The organism is Micromonospora sp. NPDC049903 (assembly GCF_044460945.1).
In the GTDB taxonomy this organism is placed as follows: domain Bacteria; phylum Actinomycetota; class Actinomycetes; order Mycobacteriales; family Micromonosporaceae; genus Micromonospora.
The window spans coordinates 368,804-384,728 of record NZ_JBITKL010000003.1 but is presented as its reverse complement, the minus strand read 5'-3'; the positions used below and the strand labels follow the sequence as shown (position 1 = coordinate 384,728).

Annotated in this window: 17 protein-coding genes; 5 read left to right on the top strand and 12 right to left on the bottom strand. The window is 71.1% G+C overall.

The genetic code is table 11. The features are described from left to right. Positions 1–116 precede the first annotated feature (116 nt). The 3 genes from ACIBO1_RS09500 to ACIBO1_RS09490 form a co-directional block, all read right to left on the bottom strand. The gene (locus ACIBO1_RS09500) at positions 117–1,130 is read right to left on the bottom strand and encodes a UDP-N-acetylmuramate dehydrogenase (protein ID WP_396743203.1); all 1,014 of its coding nucleotides are present in this window, start codon (positions 1,128–1,130) and stop codon (positions 117–119) included. Between the two features lie 71 nt (positions 1,131–1,201). Beyond that, a complete protein-coding gene (locus ACIBO1_RS09495) occupies positions 1,202–1,573 on the bottom strand; it encodes a hypothetical protein (RefSeq protein WP_396743201.1) in 372 nt (123 codons plus the stop codon). A gap of 209 nt (positions 1,574–1,782) precedes the next feature. Next, the gene (locus ACIBO1_RS09490; protein ID WP_396743198.1) at positions 1,783–2,544 is read right to left on the bottom strand and encodes a protein phosphatase 2C domain-containing protein; all 762 of its coding nucleotides are present in this window, start codon (positions 2,542–2,544) and stop codon (positions 1,783–1,785) included. Between the two features lie 293 nt (positions 2,545–2,837). Here ACIBO1_RS09490 and ACIBO1_RS09485 point away from each other — a divergent pair, with 293 nt between their 5' ends. Beyond that, a complete protein-coding gene (locus tag ACIBO1_RS09485) occupies positions 2,838–3,749 on the top strand; it encodes a hypothetical protein (protein WP_396743195.1) in 912 nt (303 codons plus the stop codon). After that, positions 3,746–4,753: a hypothetical protein gene (locus ACIBO1_RS09480; RefSeq protein ID WP_396743192.1), complete on the top strand. Its 1,008-nt coding sequence runs from the start codon at positions 3,746–3,748 to the stop codon at positions 4,751–4,753. The genes ACIBO1_RS09485 and ACIBO1_RS09480 overlap by 4 nt, the downstream gene beginning before the upstream one ends. Here ACIBO1_RS09480 and murD read toward each other — a convergent pair. Beyond that, entirely contained in the window at positions 4,690–6,045 is a 1,356-nt protein-coding gene (gene murD, locus ACIBO1_RS09475; RefSeq protein WP_396743190.1) for a UDP-N-acetylmuramoyl-L-alanine--D-glutamate ligase, read from the bottom strand. The genes ACIBO1_RS09480 and murD overlap by 64 nt on opposite strands. 48 nt (positions 6,046–6,093) lie before the next feature. On the opposite strand from murD, the gene ACIBO1_RS09470 reads away from it, so the two are divergent. After that, entirely contained in the window at positions 6,094–7,449 is a 1,356-nt protein-coding gene (locus tag ACIBO1_RS09470) for a hypothetical protein (RefSeq protein WP_396743187.1), read from the top strand. Positions 7,450–7,455: 6 nt separating this feature from the next. Here the strand turns inward: ACIBO1_RS09470 and ACIBO1_RS09465 are convergent, their stop codons facing one another. The 7 genes from ACIBO1_RS09465 to ACIBO1_RS09435 all read right to left on the bottom strand — a co-directional run bounded on the left by ACIBO1_RS09465 (position 7,456) and on the right by ACIBO1_RS09435 (position 13,674). Further along, positions 7,456–8,106 carry a response regulator gene (locus tag ACIBO1_RS09465; RefSeq protein WP_396743184.1) on the bottom strand — a complete coding sequence of 217 codons (651 nt, stop codon included), beginning with the start codon at positions 8,104–8,106 and terminating at the stop codon, positions 7,456–7,458. Next, complete coding sequence (locus ACIBO1_RS09460) at positions 8,103–9,272, bottom strand: sensor histidine kinase (RefSeq protein ID WP_396743181.1); 1,170 nt, start codon at positions 9,270–9,272, stop codon at positions 8,103–8,105. Before ACIBO1_RS09460 ends, ACIBO1_RS09465 begins: the two co-directional genes overlap by 4 nt. Then, complete coding sequence (locus ACIBO1_RS09455) at positions 9,269–9,550, bottom strand: hypothetical protein (protein WP_396743178.1); 282 nt, start codon at positions 9,548–9,550, stop codon at positions 9,269–9,271. Before ACIBO1_RS09455 ends, ACIBO1_RS09460 begins: the two co-directional genes overlap by 4 nt. 94 nt (positions 9,551–9,644) lie before the next feature. Then, positions 9,645–11,387, bottom strand: a complete 1,743-nt coding sequence (locus ACIBO1_RS09450; protein WP_396743175.1) for a PucR family transcriptional regulator — start codon at positions 11,385–11,387, stop codon at positions 9,645–9,647. A gap of 31 nt (positions 11,388–11,418) precedes the next feature. Further along, the gene (locus ACIBO1_RS09445; RefSeq protein WP_396743172.1) at positions 11,419–12,225 is read right to left on the bottom strand and encodes a TrmH family RNA methyltransferase; all 807 of its coding nucleotides are present in this window, start codon (positions 12,223–12,225) and stop codon (positions 11,419–11,421) included. Between the two features lie 49 nt (positions 12,226–12,274). After that, positions 12,275–12,814: an RNA 2'-phosphotransferase gene (locus ACIBO1_RS09440; protein ID WP_396743169.1), complete on the bottom strand. Its 540-nt coding sequence runs from the start codon at positions 12,812–12,814 to the stop codon at positions 12,275–12,277. After that, on the bottom strand, positions 12,811–13,674 hold the full coding sequence (locus tag ACIBO1_RS09435) for a LysR family transcriptional regulator (RefSeq protein ID WP_396743166.1): 864 nt from the start codon (positions 13,672–13,674) through the stop codon (positions 12,811–12,813). Before ACIBO1_RS09435 ends, ACIBO1_RS09440 begins: the two co-directional genes overlap by 4 nt. 70 nt (positions 13,675–13,744) lie before the next feature. On the opposite strand from ACIBO1_RS09435, the gene ACIBO1_RS09430 reads away from it, so the two are divergent. Further along, positions 13,745–14,317, top strand: a complete 573-nt coding sequence (locus ACIBO1_RS09430; protein ID WP_396743163.1) for a hypothetical protein — start codon at positions 13,745–13,747, stop codon at positions 14,315–14,317. Here ACIBO1_RS09430 and ACIBO1_RS09425 read toward each other — a convergent pair. Continuing rightward, the gene (locus ACIBO1_RS09425) at positions 14,303–14,959 is read right to left on the bottom strand and encodes a hypothetical protein (protein WP_396743161.1); all 657 of its coding nucleotides are present in this window, start codon (positions 14,957–14,959) and stop codon (positions 14,303–14,305) included. The genes ACIBO1_RS09430 and ACIBO1_RS09425 overlap by 15 nt on opposite strands. Positions 14,960–15,343: 384 nt before the next feature. On the opposite strand from ACIBO1_RS09425, the gene ACIBO1_RS09420 reads away from it, so the two are divergent. Then, positions 15,344–15,796, top strand: a complete 453-nt coding sequence (locus tag ACIBO1_RS09420; RefSeq protein WP_396743158.1) for a hypothetical protein — start codon at positions 15,344–15,346, stop codon at positions 15,794–15,796. Positions 15,797–15,925: the final 129 nt, after the last annotated feature.

The following is a 15,925-nucleotide window of genomic DNA, read 5'->3' as shown; positions in this document are numbered from 1 at the left end:
ACCGCAAACGCCCACGATTATACGACTCATGGCCATAGCCATTGTGGACGTTCGGACCATGAGATCGATTGTGGGTCCGCGTGTTGCCGTAACGCACGAGGCCGGAAGATCACGCGTCAGAACGAGCAGTTCACGAGATCGCATTCGGGGCCGAGCCGGATACCGAAGTGGGCCTCGACGCCATCCCGGACGTGGGCGGCGAACTTCATGACGTCCGCGGCCGTCGCACCACCCCGATTGGTCAAGGCGAGCGCATGACGACTGGACAGCGCCACGGTCCCGCTACCCCACTGACGACCGTAGCCCCGGGGGAACCCGGCGTGTTCGATCAGCCAAGCCGCCGGTAGTTTCGTGCCCTTAACATCGAAGTAGCGGGGGCAGTCGGCGGCCCGATCCGGGACGTGGTTCAGCACGGGATTCACGAAGAAGGAGCCGACGCTCCAGGTGTCGTGGTCGTCGGGGTCGAGGACCATCCCCCGGCTGCGGCGCAGCGCGAGGACGGCATCGCGGACATCGACCGGCGGCGCAGTTCCGCCAACCCCAATGTCCAGCTTCTTCGCGAGGTCAACGTACTCGATCGGGCGTGACTGGCCGGCGCGACGCAGCCGGAAGGTCACGTCGACCACCACCCACCGATCGCTGCGCTTGAAAACCGACTGTCGGTGGCTGCCAAATCCGCACCGGTCCGGGGACCATCGCTCCATTGAGTCGGTCTGCCTGTCGTACACCGTGAGCGAATCGAGCACGTCAGCCGTCACCGTGCCGAACGCGCCCACGTTCTGCACCGGCGTTCCGCCAGCCGAACCGGGAATACCGGAGAGTGCCTCCAGCCCGGCAAGCCCTTCATCGAGGCTGGCTGATACGACGTCGTCCCACACGACTCCGGCGGCGGCGATCACCCGATCACCCTGGATGTCGAACTCCGAGGACGCGACCTTGACAACCGTGCCGTGCCACCCGATGTCGCCGACCACCAGGTTGGATCCCCCGCCCATCACCAACAGCGGATCATCGGATCCCCGCGACTCGCGCAGGATCTCGACCAGTTGGGACGTGGTCTCGGGGACACGGAGACGGCCGGCTGGGCCACCCACCCGCATCGTGGTCAGGTCGGCGAACGTGATGGTCACCGGGCCAGCCTACTGTTCGGGGCGGGGATGCCCCGCCCGCTCCCCGGCGGTGAGTGTGACGCGACCAGGAGTCAGGACGAGGGTCGAATGCGGCGTACCGCTACGTCGACCGCACTTTCGCAGATCGAGCGATAGTCGTCAGAGGGCGTCCGACGCAGTCGGAGACCAGCGAGAATATTCACCGGCCAGGTCGACACATCCGTCGGCGGCGTGCCGTTGACCTCAAGGAACAACTCCAGATCATGGTCGTTCGAGGTTTGCTCGAGGTAATCCTGCACGACGGCAAGAAGCGCCACCGAAAGCTCCAGCACGAAGGTCTCCGGGCCACTCTCGGCTGCCGCCTCGACGGCTGCTGCTATCCGGTCCTGCAGCATCGTGGCATCTACGGACGCCAACCTGTGCCGGTCATCCAACGAGATCGGATTATCCGTCTTCTCGATCACAATACGGCACATCCTGTCGAACCGGTCCGACTGACGGCAGCCTCACCAGAAGAGGCATGATTTGTTTCGTCGCGAATTGAAGCCCCGGAAGCGTCCCCATGCAACCCGACTGTCGGACTTCCGTCAAGTAGCCTCAAGCGCTGGCCCCATTCCTAACCTTTGCCACCGTCTCGCCTCGCTTGATTTCCCGATGCTGGTCGAGCATCCCCTCACAAGTACCGCCACACGATGAGGGTCGCGTCGTCGTGCTGCTTCGGCGGGCGGCGGCCCGGGCGCATGAGCAGGTCGGGGCGAGTCCGTTCGCACCTGCGGACCGCGTCGATGACGGCACCTGGCCCGGACTGTTCGACAAGTTCAAGCACCTCGGCCCACCCGAACTGGAAGAAGTCCGTGAGCCGCGAGACGCCATCGGTACACAGCACCAACCGGCGCAGGCCGGCACGGGTCACACTGCCGGTCACCGCCTCAGCAGCCGCCGCCGGTTCGGTCGACGCCACCCAGAAACCCCCGGCCATGTTACGCAGCCGGGCGACGGTGTGCCGGTCGTAGGCTTCCAGCCGATCCGTCCGGTCGTCCCGGACGACGATGATGCCGTCACTGTTCTCGATCACCACCGACGAGTCGCACAGCACCAGATAGTCGACGTGATCGCCACGCTCACGGACCATTGCGACCGTGGCCGACGGGCTGTTCGGGTTCGTCAGGTCACAACCGCCGCCATGGGACTCCCGGAGCCGGCCAATCGCCGCCGCCAGGATCCGGTCGAGGGTACTCGTCTGGTCGCTAGACAGCGCCTCGACGAGGAAGCCGCCAAGTGTCCGCACCAACCAGGCCGGATCGTGGACACAACCGGTCTCCAAGCCGGACAGCTGTGTGACCCCGTCGAGCACGATCGCGATGCCCGGTGCCGCAATCGCATAGTCCTCATTGGTCCGCCCGGCGCCGGCCTCGCCGGCGAGTAGGACTTCCACGTCTCACTTCCCGATCTCGGCGAGTGGACCACACGGGTATCCGTTCGGCCGTCGGCATCCGCCAGCACGAGGATCGTACCGACCGTCTGGGTGACGAGGTGATATCGGAGCGTCGGCTGTCGATCAAAGTGACGCGCCCCTAGGATCGATCCGGTCGCTGTCGGGCCGCAGCGATGGCTGCGGGAAGGAGAGTCGTGGTCGCCTACGAGCCGGTTCCGCTTCCGAGGTGCCCCTCGCGCCCGTCGCTGGAAGAGATCGTCACGGACGTACACCGTTGGGCATCCTCCGCACCCATGCGCGACCTGGTCGACGCCTTCGGTGGCACGGTTCCCGTTCCCACCGGCGAGACCGCCACCAGTTCCCTCCTGGCCTGGCTTGACGACTTCTCCGACGGATGCTGGAACTTCCGTGGTGGTGCCGAGCGGCCTGCGGCCCGGGAGCCCGACCTGACCCCCGAGGGTCGGGCTCTGGTGCTGTCGGCCGCCGAGGCGCTCGGGCTGGTTCAGGTGGCCAAGCCGCTGCACCAGCGGTACACGCACCTGATCGTGTTGGGCGGCCTGGCCCGCGCCTGCCTGCAACGCAACTCCTACGCCGCCGCGCTGCTCGCCGGCGGTTTCGTCGGTCGACCCGAAGTGGCGGCTCTGGGCAGCTTCCGACCCCTGACCGAGCCGGAACAGGCCCTGCTGACCGAGCACGGCACGGCCGGTGGTGAGACGGAGATGGACGCGATGGACGCCGGTGTCCAGCGCTATCTGGGCCTCCGTGAGCCGGACGATGACGAATCCTCGCTGGCCCCCAACCCCCACCTGTCATGGCGGATCCGCACCTATCGGCGTGAGGGCGCCCCGACCGTACGGGTCCTCGCCGCCCCGTCCGGCGACCCGACACGACGGGCCAACACCGCCGACACCCAACGCTATTGGGCGGAGCGGCTGCGGCTCACCCCGCAGGACCGCGTACTCGTGGTGACCTCGGCCATCTATGTGCCGTTCCAGCACGCTGACGCGATCCGGACGCTCGGCGTGCCCTTCGGTGTCGAGGTGGACACGGTGGGCGTCGAGGCGGACTGGTCGCACGAGCCGACGCTCCACCAGCCGGTCACCCCGGGCAAGTATCTGCAGGAGATCCGCTCGGGCATCCGGTCCATGCGTTGGCTGGTGGCGGCGGTGCAGGAGGCGAAGGCCCCGACGACCGCCCCAGCATGACCGACTTTCCGGTCGTCGACCTGCCCCCGGGCCGCTCACCGGTCGTCCATTCTGCGATGGGCGCGGCGATCGACGACTGGACGAGATCACTTGCCCTGCGCGCGCTCGTCACCGCCTTCGGCGGGACACTGCCGATCGGTCACCTCAGTCACCGGCTAGCCTGGCTCGACGACTTCTCGCTCGTCTGGGACACCCGCAACGGCGGCGAACGATACGAGTCACGGCGGGTCGACCATGGACAGGACATCCGTGACCTGGTCGATCAGGTGGCTCTGTCGCTGGGCCTGCGCGGCCGGCACCGGCCCGGCCGCCGGTGCTACCGGCATGTGCTGGTCGCCGGCGGTGGCGTACGTACCTGCGTCGCGCGGTCGTTGTTCGCCGCCGACATCATCTCCGGCGGTGTCGTGGCCGATCAGGTGTCCGGCCTGGGCAGCCTCCGCCCGATCGCCGATAAGGAACGTGACCACGCCCGTGACCTGGGCCTCACCGGCATCGAGATTGAGTTCGACGGGATGGACGCGGGGCTGCGGCGGGCGTTCCGGCACGCCCAGCCGGTGAGGGACCAACTAGCGCCGGGCGGCGGGTTCAGCGGCTGGCGGGTACGCACCTACCGGGCCGGATCCCGGACCATACACACCCTGGCGGCACCGTCCACCGAACCGGCGACCCGCCGGGCTAACACCGCCGACACGTTGGAGTTCTGGGCCGAGCAGGTGGGACGACCGGAGCCCGGGGATCACGTCCTGCTGGTCACCACCGACCTGCACGTGCCGTTCCAGCACTGCGACGCGCTCCGTACGCTGACCCTGCGTTACGGTTGTGGCGTCGACACCGTCGGGCTGGAGCCGCAAAGCCTGGCCGACCCGCACCTGCGGCACGTGTACCCGACCTCGGCTGTGCTCCAGGAGGTACGGTCGGCCGTCCGGTCGATGCGCGCTCTCTACGAGGCGCTGCCGGCGGTCTCCTCGATGGCCTCACGGAACGCCTCGGAGCGGTGCTTGTAGTTGCGGTACCGGCCGTAGCTGGGGGCTGCCGGCGACAGCAGCACCACTCCACCGGCCGGCGTGAGCTTCCGGGACTGGCGGACCGCCGCAGTCAGGTCCTCGGCAATCTCGCTGCGCACCCCCGGTAGGTCGGCCAGCGCAGCGATGATCCGGGGACCGCTGTCCGGGATCCCGATGACGGTGATCTCGCGTTCAGCGAGATGCTCGCGCAGCGGGCCGTAGTCCACCCCTCGGTCGCTGCCACCGACGATCACAGTCAACGGTCTGCCGTCGTAGGCGTCGATGGCGTGCATCGCCGCGTACGGGCTGGTGGCCAGGGTGTCGTCGACGAAGGTGAGGCCGGACGGATCCGCGATCTCGGCGAGCCGGTGGGCCAGCCCCTGGAACTCGGCGACCGCGATGGCGAGGGTGTCCTTACGCTCGACCAGGTCCACGCCGAGCGCGTCCAGCACCGCGAGGGCCACGCAGAGATTGCCCTCGTTGTGCCGACCGACCAGAGGGAGCACCGCCCGGGGGAACAGGGGCCGATCGACCAGGTGGAACCAAGGGTTGCCGTCCGGTCCGCCGGCCACGTTCACCGAGTCCGCCGTCCCGGCACGGACCGCCGCCCGGTCACCCAGTTCCACGGCGAGCCGGGGGTCGGCGCCGTTGACCACTACCGTACGCGGGCCGTAGGAGATCAGGTTGAGCTTGTCCCGGTAGTACTGTTCCTCGCTGCCGTGGGCGTCGAGGTGCTCGGGGAAGAGCGCGGTGATGACCGCGATCCGCGGCGAGTCGGCCAGGTCACTGCACTGGTAGCTGGACAGTTCGAGCACGTACAGCTCCGCGTCGGGCAGTTCCAGCGTCGGCACCCCGATGTTGCCACCGAACACGTTCGGTCGATCCACCGCGGTGAGCAAATGGCTGATCAGACTGGAGGTCGTGCTCTTCCCCTTGCTTCCGGTCACGCCGATGGTGCGATCGCCGTGGTCAGCCATCCACAGCGCCGTACCCTGGGTGACCAGCACGCCGCTCTCGCGCAACTGCGCCATCCACGGGTGGGTCTGCGGCACCCCGGGCGAGCGGACCACCACGTCCGCGGAGAGCAGGCGTTCCAGCCCGGCCTTCCCGGTGACCAGGGGCGCCGCTTCGGCGACCGCACCGTCCCAGGGCAGCGAGAGGAAGTTCTCCCGGTCGTCCACCGCGACCAGCGACGCAGGCCCGTGAGCGGCGACGGCAGTGGCAGCAGCCAGCCCTTCACGGCCAGTGCCCCAAATGGCCACAGTGCGTCCGCGCAGGTCAGACAAGTGCACCTGTGATCTCCTTGCTCGCGTCCGGGCTTGCCCGGACTAGTATGACCTGTGCCCAATATGCAGTTGGCGCGGATGGACGCGTTCACCTTCCCGTCCTACTCGATCGATCTCTCGACCGGGGAGGCGTTGTTCGACTACGCCCTGACCGGGCCCGAGGGCGAGCAGCGATTCACCGAGGTGATCACGCTCCCGGTGCCGGAGGAGTCACCGTCGGACGCCGCCGTGGCGGCGCTCGGCCGGGTGCTGGAGCTGCTGCACGTCGTGGCCGGCGTCAGCTACTACAAGGCCGCCGCGCCGGGTCAGGTGGTGCTGCCGGCGCCGCTGGGCCCGGCCGCCGCCCAGTTCGTCACCGCCGTCTACACCAAGGGCCTGGCCGAGTACGCCTACCGCAACCAGTTGCCGTACGTGCTCGACCTGTCCCCGGTGATCACGGAGGGCCGGGTCGCTCCCGTCACCGAGTACGACAACTCGGACCGTCGACCGCTCAGCGCGGTCGGCGGCGGCAAGGACTCGATCGTCAGCCTGGAGGCGATGCGTCGCGCCGGCCTGGACCCGGTCCCCTTCTCGGTCAACCCGAACCACGTGATCAACGCGGTGAACGCGGCCTCCGGACTCACCCCGCTGGCCGCCCGGCGACGCCTCGACCCGGTGCTGTTCGAGCTGAACGCGGCCGGCGCCCGCAACGGGCACATCCCGGTCACCGCGATCAACTCGCTGATCACGGTCGCCACCGCCGTGCTGCACGGGCTCGGACCGGTGGTCATGTCCAACGAGCGGTCCGCCTCCGACCCGAACCTGATCTGGAACGGCCACGAGGTCAACCACCAGTGGTCCAAGGGCGTCGAGGCCGAAGGGCTGCTCCGGGCGGCGCTGGCCGAGCACGCCGGGCTCACCGAACCGTACTTCTCCCTGCTGCGCCCGCTGTCGGAGCTGCACATCGCCCGACTGTTCGCCAGCATCGACCGGTACGACGACGTGGTGACCAGTTGCAACGCGGCGTTCAAGCTGCGCGACGCCAGCGAGCGCTGGTGCCGCGACTGCCCCAAGTGCCGGTTCGTCTTCCTGGCCCTGGCTCCGTTCATGTCCCGTGAGCGGATCACCCACATCTTCGGCGGTGACCTGCTCGCCGACGAGACGCAGATCCCCGGCTACCGGGAGCTGCTCGGCGTGGACGGGCACAAGCCGTTCGAGTGCGTCGGCGAGGTGGAGGAGTCGGTGGTGGCACTGAGCCTGCTCGCCCAGCAGCCGGACTGGCGGGACGCCCCGGTCGTCCGCACGCTGGTCGCCGCCGTGCCGGACAGCGCGTGGGCCACGGCCGCCACCTCCGACGTCTTCACCCCCGGCGGCGGCCCCAGCTACGTCCCGCCCGCCTACACCAAGGCCCTGCACTCGCTCAGCGAGTGACGGGCGTCAGGCGAGCCGGTGCCGGATCGCGTACGCCGCCGCTTCGGTGCGGTTCCGCGCACCGATCTTGGCGAACGCGTTGTTGGTGTGCGTCTTGATCGTCGTCTCGGCGACGAACAGGGCCGCCGCGATCTCGGCATTGGTCCGCCCCGACGCGAGTTGGCCGAGCACCTCGGCCTCCCGCTGGGTCAACCCGTCCGGCAGCCGGTCCGCCACCACCTGCGCCGGCCGGGCCATCGCCTCGACCAGCCGGGCGGCCACCACCGGATCGAACAACCCGTGCCCGGTCGCCGCCGCGCGCAACGCCATCCCGATCTCGGCCCGCCCGGCGTCCTTGGTCAGATAGCCGCACGCCCCCGCCGCGAGCGCCCCGGCGATCGACTCGTCGTCGGCGTACGTGGTCAGCACCACCACCGCCACCTCCGGGAAGCGCTCCCGGACCTGGGCGGTCGCGGCGATGCCGTCCAGCACCGGCATGCGCAGGTCCATCAGGACCACGTCCGGCCGGTGTTCGGCGACGAGGTCGAGGGCCCGCGCGCCGTCGCCGGCCGCCCCGACCACTGTCACTCCCTCGGTGAGTTCCAGCAGGGCGGTCAGCCCCTCCCGGACCAGTTGCTGATCGTCGACGACCACCACCCGCAACACCCCGTCGCTCATGACGGCACCTCCGCCGTGACACGCCATGCGCCGTCGACGACGCCCGCCTCCAGGGTGCCACCGACCAGCGCGATCCTCTCCCGCGCCCCGGTCAGCCCGTGCCCGCCCGGTCCGGGTCGGGTGGCGGCCGGGTCCGGGGCCGGGTTGTCCACGATCAGCCGGGTGCGCGGCCCGCGATAGTCCAGAGCCACGTTGACCGGGGCACCCGGGGCGTGCCGGGCCGCGTTGGTCAGCGCCTCCCGGGCGGTCCTCAGCAACGACACCTCCGCCCCCGACGGCAGGTTCCGAGGACTGCCCTCGGTCCGCAGCGTGATGGTCGCCGCATGGTCGGCACGGAACCCGGCCACCAGGTCACCGAGGGCACGTGGCAGCGGCGGCACGTCGGTACGCAGCGCGGCCACCGCCGCCCGGGCCTCGGTCAGGCCGTCGTTGGCCAGCCGCCGGGCCCGACGGATCCGCTCGGTCGCGCCCACGACGTCGCCCTGCTCGCCCAGTTGCGCCTCGGCGACCGCCAACTGCACACCGAGCGCACCCAGCGAATGTGCCAGCACGTCGTGCAGCTCCCGGGCGATCCGCGTCCGCTCGTCCAGTGCCGCCGCCCGGGCCTGGGCCTGCTGGGTACGCGAGGTCTGCTCCAGCAGCAACGCGGTCTGCTCGGCCCGCAGCCGGTACTCGCGCCGGTGCAGGCTGAACAGCACCAGCACGGCGATCAACGCCGGCTGGGTCAGCATCGCCGTCGGTCCCCGCCCGGAGAACCAGAGGACGACCGACAGCACCGCGATCACCCCGCCGGTGAGAGTCAGGATGGCCGCCATCGGCATCCGGGGCAGCAGCACGAACGTGAACAGCCCCGCGTACACGAAGATCAGCGCCGAGGCGTCGTCCGGCACCCCGGCGACGGTGGACGCCGAGAGCGTGACCAGGGCCAGCGCACCTCGGGCGAGCCGGGGCCACCGGCTGTCGGTCACCAGGAACAGCACCCAGCAGGCGAGGGCGGCGGCGAGCACCGGCCGCACTCCGGCACCCGGCGGCGTCAGGTACAGCCACGCCCAGACCAGCAGCGCGCTGAGCACGATCCGCACCAGCCAGCCGGTCTCCGGGTCGTCGGCCCGCAGCAGCCGTACGCCCCGGCGGGTCGCCCGCCGCAGTCCTCCGCCCACGATCACTCGCGTTCCCGCACCAGGGTCAGGATCAGGTCCAGCACCAGCAGACGGTAGGCGACGAACGCGAGCCCCACCACGCCGAGTACCACCAGAATCGCGACGATCACCCGACCGGTCATCCGGCCGCCCTCCTTCTCGATCACCCGGTCGATGACGGCTCCGGCCAGCCGGGTGCTCCGGTTGCCCTTGCCGTCGCCGGCCAGCAGATAGTTCGCGGCCCGTACGACGGTGCCGTGACGCTCGGTCCGGGGTGTGGTCCTGCCGTGGTTCCGCTCGGTCATGTCCCGGAACGCTACGAACCGCACCGGGTGGACCGGCACCACCACAGGGTGGAGATCAGGGTGGAACCGCCCCGTCCCACCGCATCCCGTGAGGTCAGGAGGTGCGGATGGCGTCGAGGGCGAGCAGGGCGACGTGCAGGGAGAGGCAGGCGTCGACGGAGTCGAGGTCGACGTCGAGGATGCGGCCGATGCGGGCCAGCCGCTCATAGAACGCCGGCCGGGACAGGTGGGCCGCCCCAGCCGCCGCCGACTTGTTGCGGCCCTGCTCCAGGTACGCCCGCAGGGTGCCGAGCAGGGGCTCACGCGGGTGCCGGGCGTCGTACGCCAGCAGTGCCCCGAGCTCACGCTCGACGAAGGTCTGCAGGCGCGGCTCGTCGCGTAGCAGGTGCAACAGCCCGGCGAGCCCGACGTGCGGCAGCCGGAAGATCGGCAGGTTCCGCCGGTCGTTGCGGGCGGCCTCGGCGACCTGCCGGGCCTCGATCAGCGACCGGCCCGCCTCCCGCAGGCTGCTGACCCCGGAACCGGCCGCGATGATCAGCCCACCGGCATCCCTCCCGCCCCGGGCAGCCCGGGTCGCCGCCGGATCGGACGATCTCGCCTCGGGACGGTGCCGGCGCAGCGCGGCGGCGAACGAGGCCAGCGACCGCTCCTCCGCCGCCGGGTCGGGCACGGCCAGCAACGCCCCCACCGCCTGGTCGTCCACGGCACTGGTCAGGCCGGTCAGGTTCGCCTCCCGCACCGCCTGCCCCACCGCCTCGGCCAGATCCCGCAGCCGGGCCGGACCGGGATCGTCCCCGTCACCGGCCCCGGTCGCGCCGCTCTCCGGGTCGTCGGCCCGATGCCGGACCACCACCCCGACCAGGTGCCGACGTTCCAACACCAGCCCGAGCCCCCGGGCCCGCAGGGCCACCTCGTCCACCGGGCGGGAACGGTCCAGCAGCGCGGTGAGCAGGGTGCGGTGGATCTGCCGTTCCAGCCCTTCGGCGTCCCGCCGGATCAGCCGGCCCAACGCCAGCGTCGACGCGGCCCGCTCGACCAGGATGGTCAACCGCGTCGGCGGCGAGAGCCCGCCGGTCACCGCGTCCCGCGCCGAGTTCCAGTCACCCCCACCCGGCCAGCGCAGCAGCAGCCGTCCCCAGTCCTCCCCCCGGGCACCGACCATGGTCACCAGCCAGCCGCTGTCCGGGTCGTAGACCGTACGGCCGGCCGGCTGGATCCGTCGCGAATGCTGCTCCCACCCGTCGAGCAGCAGTTCGGCGTTCTCCCGCGCCGGGTCGTACGCGAGCACCTGTCGAGACAGGTTCTCCAGCACCACCGGGCAGCCGGACAGCTCGGCAGCCTGCCGGAGCACCTCGCCCGGGTCGGCACCCTCCACCGACAGCTCGGTGAACCGCTGGTGGATCTCCTCCGCCGCCCGCAACTCGGTGAGCTGCGCGTCCACGATCAGTCCGTGCACCGCCTCGGTGACCCGGACGAACGGGGTGGCCCGGCGCAACTCCACCAGCGGCAGCCCGTGCCGTTCGGCGGCGGCGGCCATCACCCGGGGCACCCCGGTGTGATACCGACGGCCCAGCTCGACCACCAGCCCGGAGACGCCTACCTCGGCGAGGTCCGCGATGAACGCCCGCAGCCCGGCGTCCTCGCCGGGCAGTCCGATGCCGGTGGTCAGCACCAGCTCGCCACCCCGCAGCAGGGTGGCGATGTCCGGCACCTCGGCCACGTGCACCCAACGCACCGGCCGGTCCAGTCCCGCCTCCCCGGCGACCAGGCGCGGCGCACCATGGCGGACCGGGTCCAGCGCGAGGACCTCACGGACGGTAGGGAACACGGGCGACACGGTACCCGCAGGTCGACCCGGACCTCGACGGTCAGGCGTCGTCGCGGCCCAACTCCCAGCAGGCCACGGCGGTGGCGGCGGCGACGTTGAGCGAGTCCACGCCCCGCCGCATCGGGATCACCACCCGGACGTCGCTGGCCGCCATCGCCGCCGACGTCAACCCGGCACCCTCCGCGCCGAGCAGCAGCGCGGCACGGGCCCGCTGCTCCGGCGCGAGCCGCTGGATCGGCACCGCGTCCGGGGCCGGCGTCATCGCCAGCACGGTGAACCCGGCGGCCCGCACCTCGTCCAGCGCCGCCGGCCAGGGCTCCAGCTTCGCGTACGGCACGGCGAAGACCTCGCCCATGCTCACCCGTACGCTGCGCCGGTAGAGCGGGTCGGCGCAGGACGGCGAGAGCAGCACCGCGTCCACCCCGAGCGCGGCGACCGCACGGAAGATCGCGCCCAGGTTGGTGTGGTTGTTGACGTCCTCCAGGATCACCACCCGGCGGGCGGTGGCGAGCACCTCGGCGGCGCTCGGCAGCGGCGTGCGCCGGAACGACGCGAGGACCCCCCGGTGCACGTGGAATCCGGTGGCCTCGCGCAGCACGTCCTGGCTGGCGGCGTAGACCGGGGCGTCACCGGTGTCCAGGTCGGCGAGCTGGTCGACCCGCTTGGCGTCGACCAGGTACGACCGGGCCGGGTACCCGGCCCGCAACGCCCGGCGCAGCACCAGCTCCCCCTCGGCGATGAACAGGCCGTGCGGTGGCTCCCAGCGGGTCCGCAGCTCGACGTCGGTCAGCGCACGGTAGTCGCCGATCCGCTCGTCGTCCGGGTCGGTGATCAGGTGGACGGGCACCCGCCGATTCTGCCGGACACGTCACGGTCCTCCGCACCGGCGTACCGCCTCACTCAGCGAAGGTGATCCGGTCGGGCGGGACGTGGGCGGTGAGCCAGACGCCGCTGGCGGCCTGGTAGAACAGGTGGCCGGTCTCCCGCATGCCGGCGGCGTCGACGGTGAGGACCACCGGCTCGCCGCGCCGGGCCCCGACCGTGACGGCGGTCCGCCGGTCGCCGGAGAGGTGCACGTGGGTACGACCGCGCGGCCGGAGCCCGTCGGCGCGGATGCCGGGCAGGAAGCGGGCGACGGTGCCGTGGTAGAGCAGCGGCGGAGGCGGCACCGGCGTCAGGCGCAGGTCGACCGGGACGGTGTGGCCCTGGGCCGCCCGGATCCGCCCGTCGCGGACCTCGAACCGTTGTCTGTCGGTGTCGCCGGTCAGCCGGGCCAGCAGCGCACCGTCGATGCGCCGACCGTGGCGGGCCAGCGCGGCGAGCAGCACCTGCACGTCCACCCATCCGGCGGAGTCGAGGGTGATCCCGACGGCGGCGGGCTGGTGACGCAGCACGTACGCCAGGAACTTGCTGGCCGCGGTGGTTCGGTCGGTCACGGTCGTGGCCCGAGCCGGTCGAGCAGGTCCCGCACGACCGGCTCGCGTGGTGGGCGCCAGGCCGCCCAGTAGCGGATCCTCGGCAGACCGTGCACGGGGACGGCGCGCAGCCCGTCGGGGAGTTCCACGCAACCGTTGACGACGGTGGCGCCGACGCCGAGCGCCGACAGGTGCACGAGCAGGTCCCAGCCGTCGACCTCGGCGGCGACCTGCCAGGTGACGCCCGCGTCGAGCAGCGCACGGTCCAGCGCCCGCCGGTGTGCGCGCCCGGCCGGGGGGACGACGAGGTCCAGCCCGTCGAGGTCACCGAGTCGGACCTGCTGCCGCTCGGCCAGCGGGTGTCCGTCGTCGATCACGAGCACCTGCCGGTACGCGGCGATCTGCGTCGACTCGTACTGCCGTCCCGGTGGATCGTGCGCGACCACGGCGAGGTCGGCACGACCGGCGGAGATCGCGGCGAGGGCGGCGTCCCGGTCGGCGGTGATCACGTGGACCCGGCGGCCCTGGCGGCCGATCTGCCGGATCGGCTCGGCGATCACCCAGCGCAGCGTGCCCCGGCCGGCGGCGATGGTCATGGTGGGTGTGGCGTCCTGGTGAAGTTCCCGCAGGAACTCGTCGGTGCGGCGGCGGGTGTCCGACGCGTACGCGGCGAGGCGTTCACCGGCGGCGGTGAGGGTCAGCCGACGGCCGTCCCGCTCGTAGAGGTCCACCCCGAGCGCGGTGGCCAGTTTGCGGATCTTCACGTGGAGCGAGGGCTGGCTGATGTGCAACGCCGCAGCGGCGGCGGTGAAGTTGCGGTGCTCGGCGAAGACCGCGAACGACCGCAGTGCGTCGGCTTCCAGCAGGTCCCGCCCGTTCATAACGTACGACTATAGGAGGCTCACCGATCGATAGTTCTGCCCCGCCTCCCGGGCCCGCATCCTGGGTGGCATGAACGATCATGTGCCCCGGCTCGGCATCGACATCGGCCGAGTCGTCATCGACGGCCCCCGCCACCCCGGCGGAGGCGACACCGCCTTCTTCACCGGCGACGAGACCACCATGCTGGCCACCCCGGAGGTACCCGGCGCCCTCGACACGATCGCCCGTCTCGTTCCCCGCTTCGACGGACAGGTCTGGCTGGTCTCCAAGTGCGGCCCGCGCATCCAGGCCCGTACGCTGCGCTGGCTCGACGCCCACGACTTCCACCGGCGTACGGGGGTCGACCGCGAACGGGTCCGGTTCTGTCGTGCCCGGGCGGACAAGCGGGGGCACTGTCTCGACCTCGGTCTCACCCACTTCGTCGACGACCACCCCGAGGTGCACTCCGCCATCAGGGGCGCCGTCGCCCACCAGTATTTCTTCGGGCCGCAGCGCCGACCGGTCCCCGGCTACGGGCACGCCACCCCCACCTGGGCCGACGTCGAACGCCTCGTCGTCCGGTCACTGCGACGGGAACACCCTCAGGACGGGACCGAGGTGACCGTCGGCGACACGTCCCTCGGTCGGCTACAACACCCGTAGCGAGTGCACCAGCAGCAGCGGCACCTTGGTAGGACCCACCAACGACTGGTACGTGTACGCCTTCAACACCGTCACCTTCGCCTGGAACTCGTCATCCGCAGCGATGTCGCCGAGCACCTTCGGATCGCCGTACAGCATCGTGTTCGTGTCGTAGCCACCGTCGTCGGTCGTTCTCCGTGCGCCCACCAGCGCGAGGAACCTGTCCTCACCCGTGGCATCGTCGAACTGGGTGATCTGGCCGTACACGACCAACGTCCGGCCGGTGTGATCGTCCGGCCGCTCGGCCACTCGTCTCCACTGCCCCTCGGTGATCGTCTCGAAGGTGTCGGGCAGGGCGGGCGCGGCAGCCGACGAGGGCGGTGTGGTCGTCGGCGCGGCGGTGGACGCCTGCGGCGTCGTCGGCGGGCTCGCGGTGCTGTCCGCGACCTGGTTCGACCGGAAGGCGTACAGCAGCACGCCGCCCACGCCGATCCCGCAGCACAGGAGCAGCAGGCAGACGACAGCCCCGACGATCCACAGCACCACGTTCTGGTTCTTGCGGTGCGGCGGCGGCATGCCGGGGTACGCCGCCGCCGGCCCTGGAACGGTGAAGGGATGCGACGGCGGGCCGCCCGCCTCGTCGGGGTGCCGGGGGTACGCCACGGTGGCCTCCCGTTGTCGCCGGTGTGCCGGACGGTGGTCGGCGGCCCGCTCGCTGTCTCCCCTGCCGCCCGAGCCGGCTGGGTCAGGGCCACGCGACAGTCCACAACAGATTGTGGGCCGTCAGCGGACCCGAATCCATAGACGGTCCGGGATCTGTCAGCTACCGGCGACCTCTTCCGGCACGGGGACCAGTGCGGTCAGCAGCCGGGTCAGGTCGGCCACGCTGGTCGCCTTCGCCTCGACAGCCAGTCCGGCACCTCACCGGCCAGCAGCCGACGTCGACCTCGTCGTCCGGCCGCTTCGGCGACTGTGTCGCACCCTGAGGCCATCATGTGGCCGGGGTGACCGCTGCGGCTCACCCGTGGACACGAGAGGACCCGCCGGATGGACGCCGGACCACCGACCCGCCTGGCCATCGATCATGACGACTACCACGCCGAGCATGTGGGGCGCACCGGCGACGGCCGGCAGTTCTTCCTCACCACCCCGTTCGAGCCCGGCACCCACGGCAACGACGACGGCCAGGAGTTCGTCGCCCTCTACCTCTTCGATGCCGACGGACGGTTCCTGGAGGCGAGGATTGACGCCTTCGGTCCGAGGGCGCTGATGGACCGCGAGGCGAGGCGGACGGCGTACGAGGCCCGGTTGGCCGAGTTGGGCACCGTCACCTTCGACCGCATCGAGGTCGAACCCTTCTCGGTCGACCGGTACGGCACCACGTTCGGGCTGATCCCCCGCGCGCCGGAGGAGGACGACGACACCTGGTGGGTCATCGTCGAGCCCGGCGACTACATGGCGTTCTACCCACCGTGGGATCTCGGCGAGTACGACACCTAGTGCGGTGTCCAGGAACGTTGGCGGTGTCGCGGCGAGGTCCAGGCGGCGGTCCGGCAAGGCGGAGTGGGGGGGGGGGGGGGGGGGGGGGGGTGGGGGGGGGGGCCCCCCCCCCCCCCGGCCGGGGCGGGC

What these genes read in the sequence shown, in the direction of transcription:
- ACIBO1_RS09435 (WP_396743166.1), bottom strand. Translation starts at nt 13,674, where the DNA reads ATGAACGGGCGGGACCTGCTGGAAGCCGACGCACTGCGGTCGTTCGCG.
- ACIBO1_RS09480 (WP_396743192.1), top strand. Translation starts at nt 3,746, where the DNA reads ATGACCGACTTTCCGGTCGTCGACCTGCCCCCGGGCCGCTCACCGGTC.
- ACIBO1_RS09420 (WP_396743158.1), top strand. Translation starts at nt 15,344, where the DNA reads ATGGACGCCGGACCACCGACCCGCCTGGCCATCGATCATGACGACTAC.
- ACIBO1_RS09455 (WP_396743178.1), bottom strand. Translation starts at nt 9,550, where the DNA reads ATGACCGAGCGGAACCACGGCAGGACCACACCCCGGACCGAGCGTCAC.
- ACIBO1_RS09430 (WP_396743163.1), top strand. Translation starts at nt 13,745, where the DNA reads ATGAACGATCATGTGCCCCGGCTCGGCATCGACATCGGCCGAGTCGTC.
- ACIBO1_RS09485 (WP_396743195.1), top strand. Translation starts at nt 2,838, where the DNA reads ATGCGCGACCTGGTCGACGCCTTCGGTGGCACGGTTCCCGTTCCCACC.
- ACIBO1_RS09465 (WP_396743184.1), bottom strand. Translation starts at nt 8,106, where the DNA reads ATGAGCGACGGGGTGTTGCGGGTGGTGGTCGTCGACGATCAGCAACTG.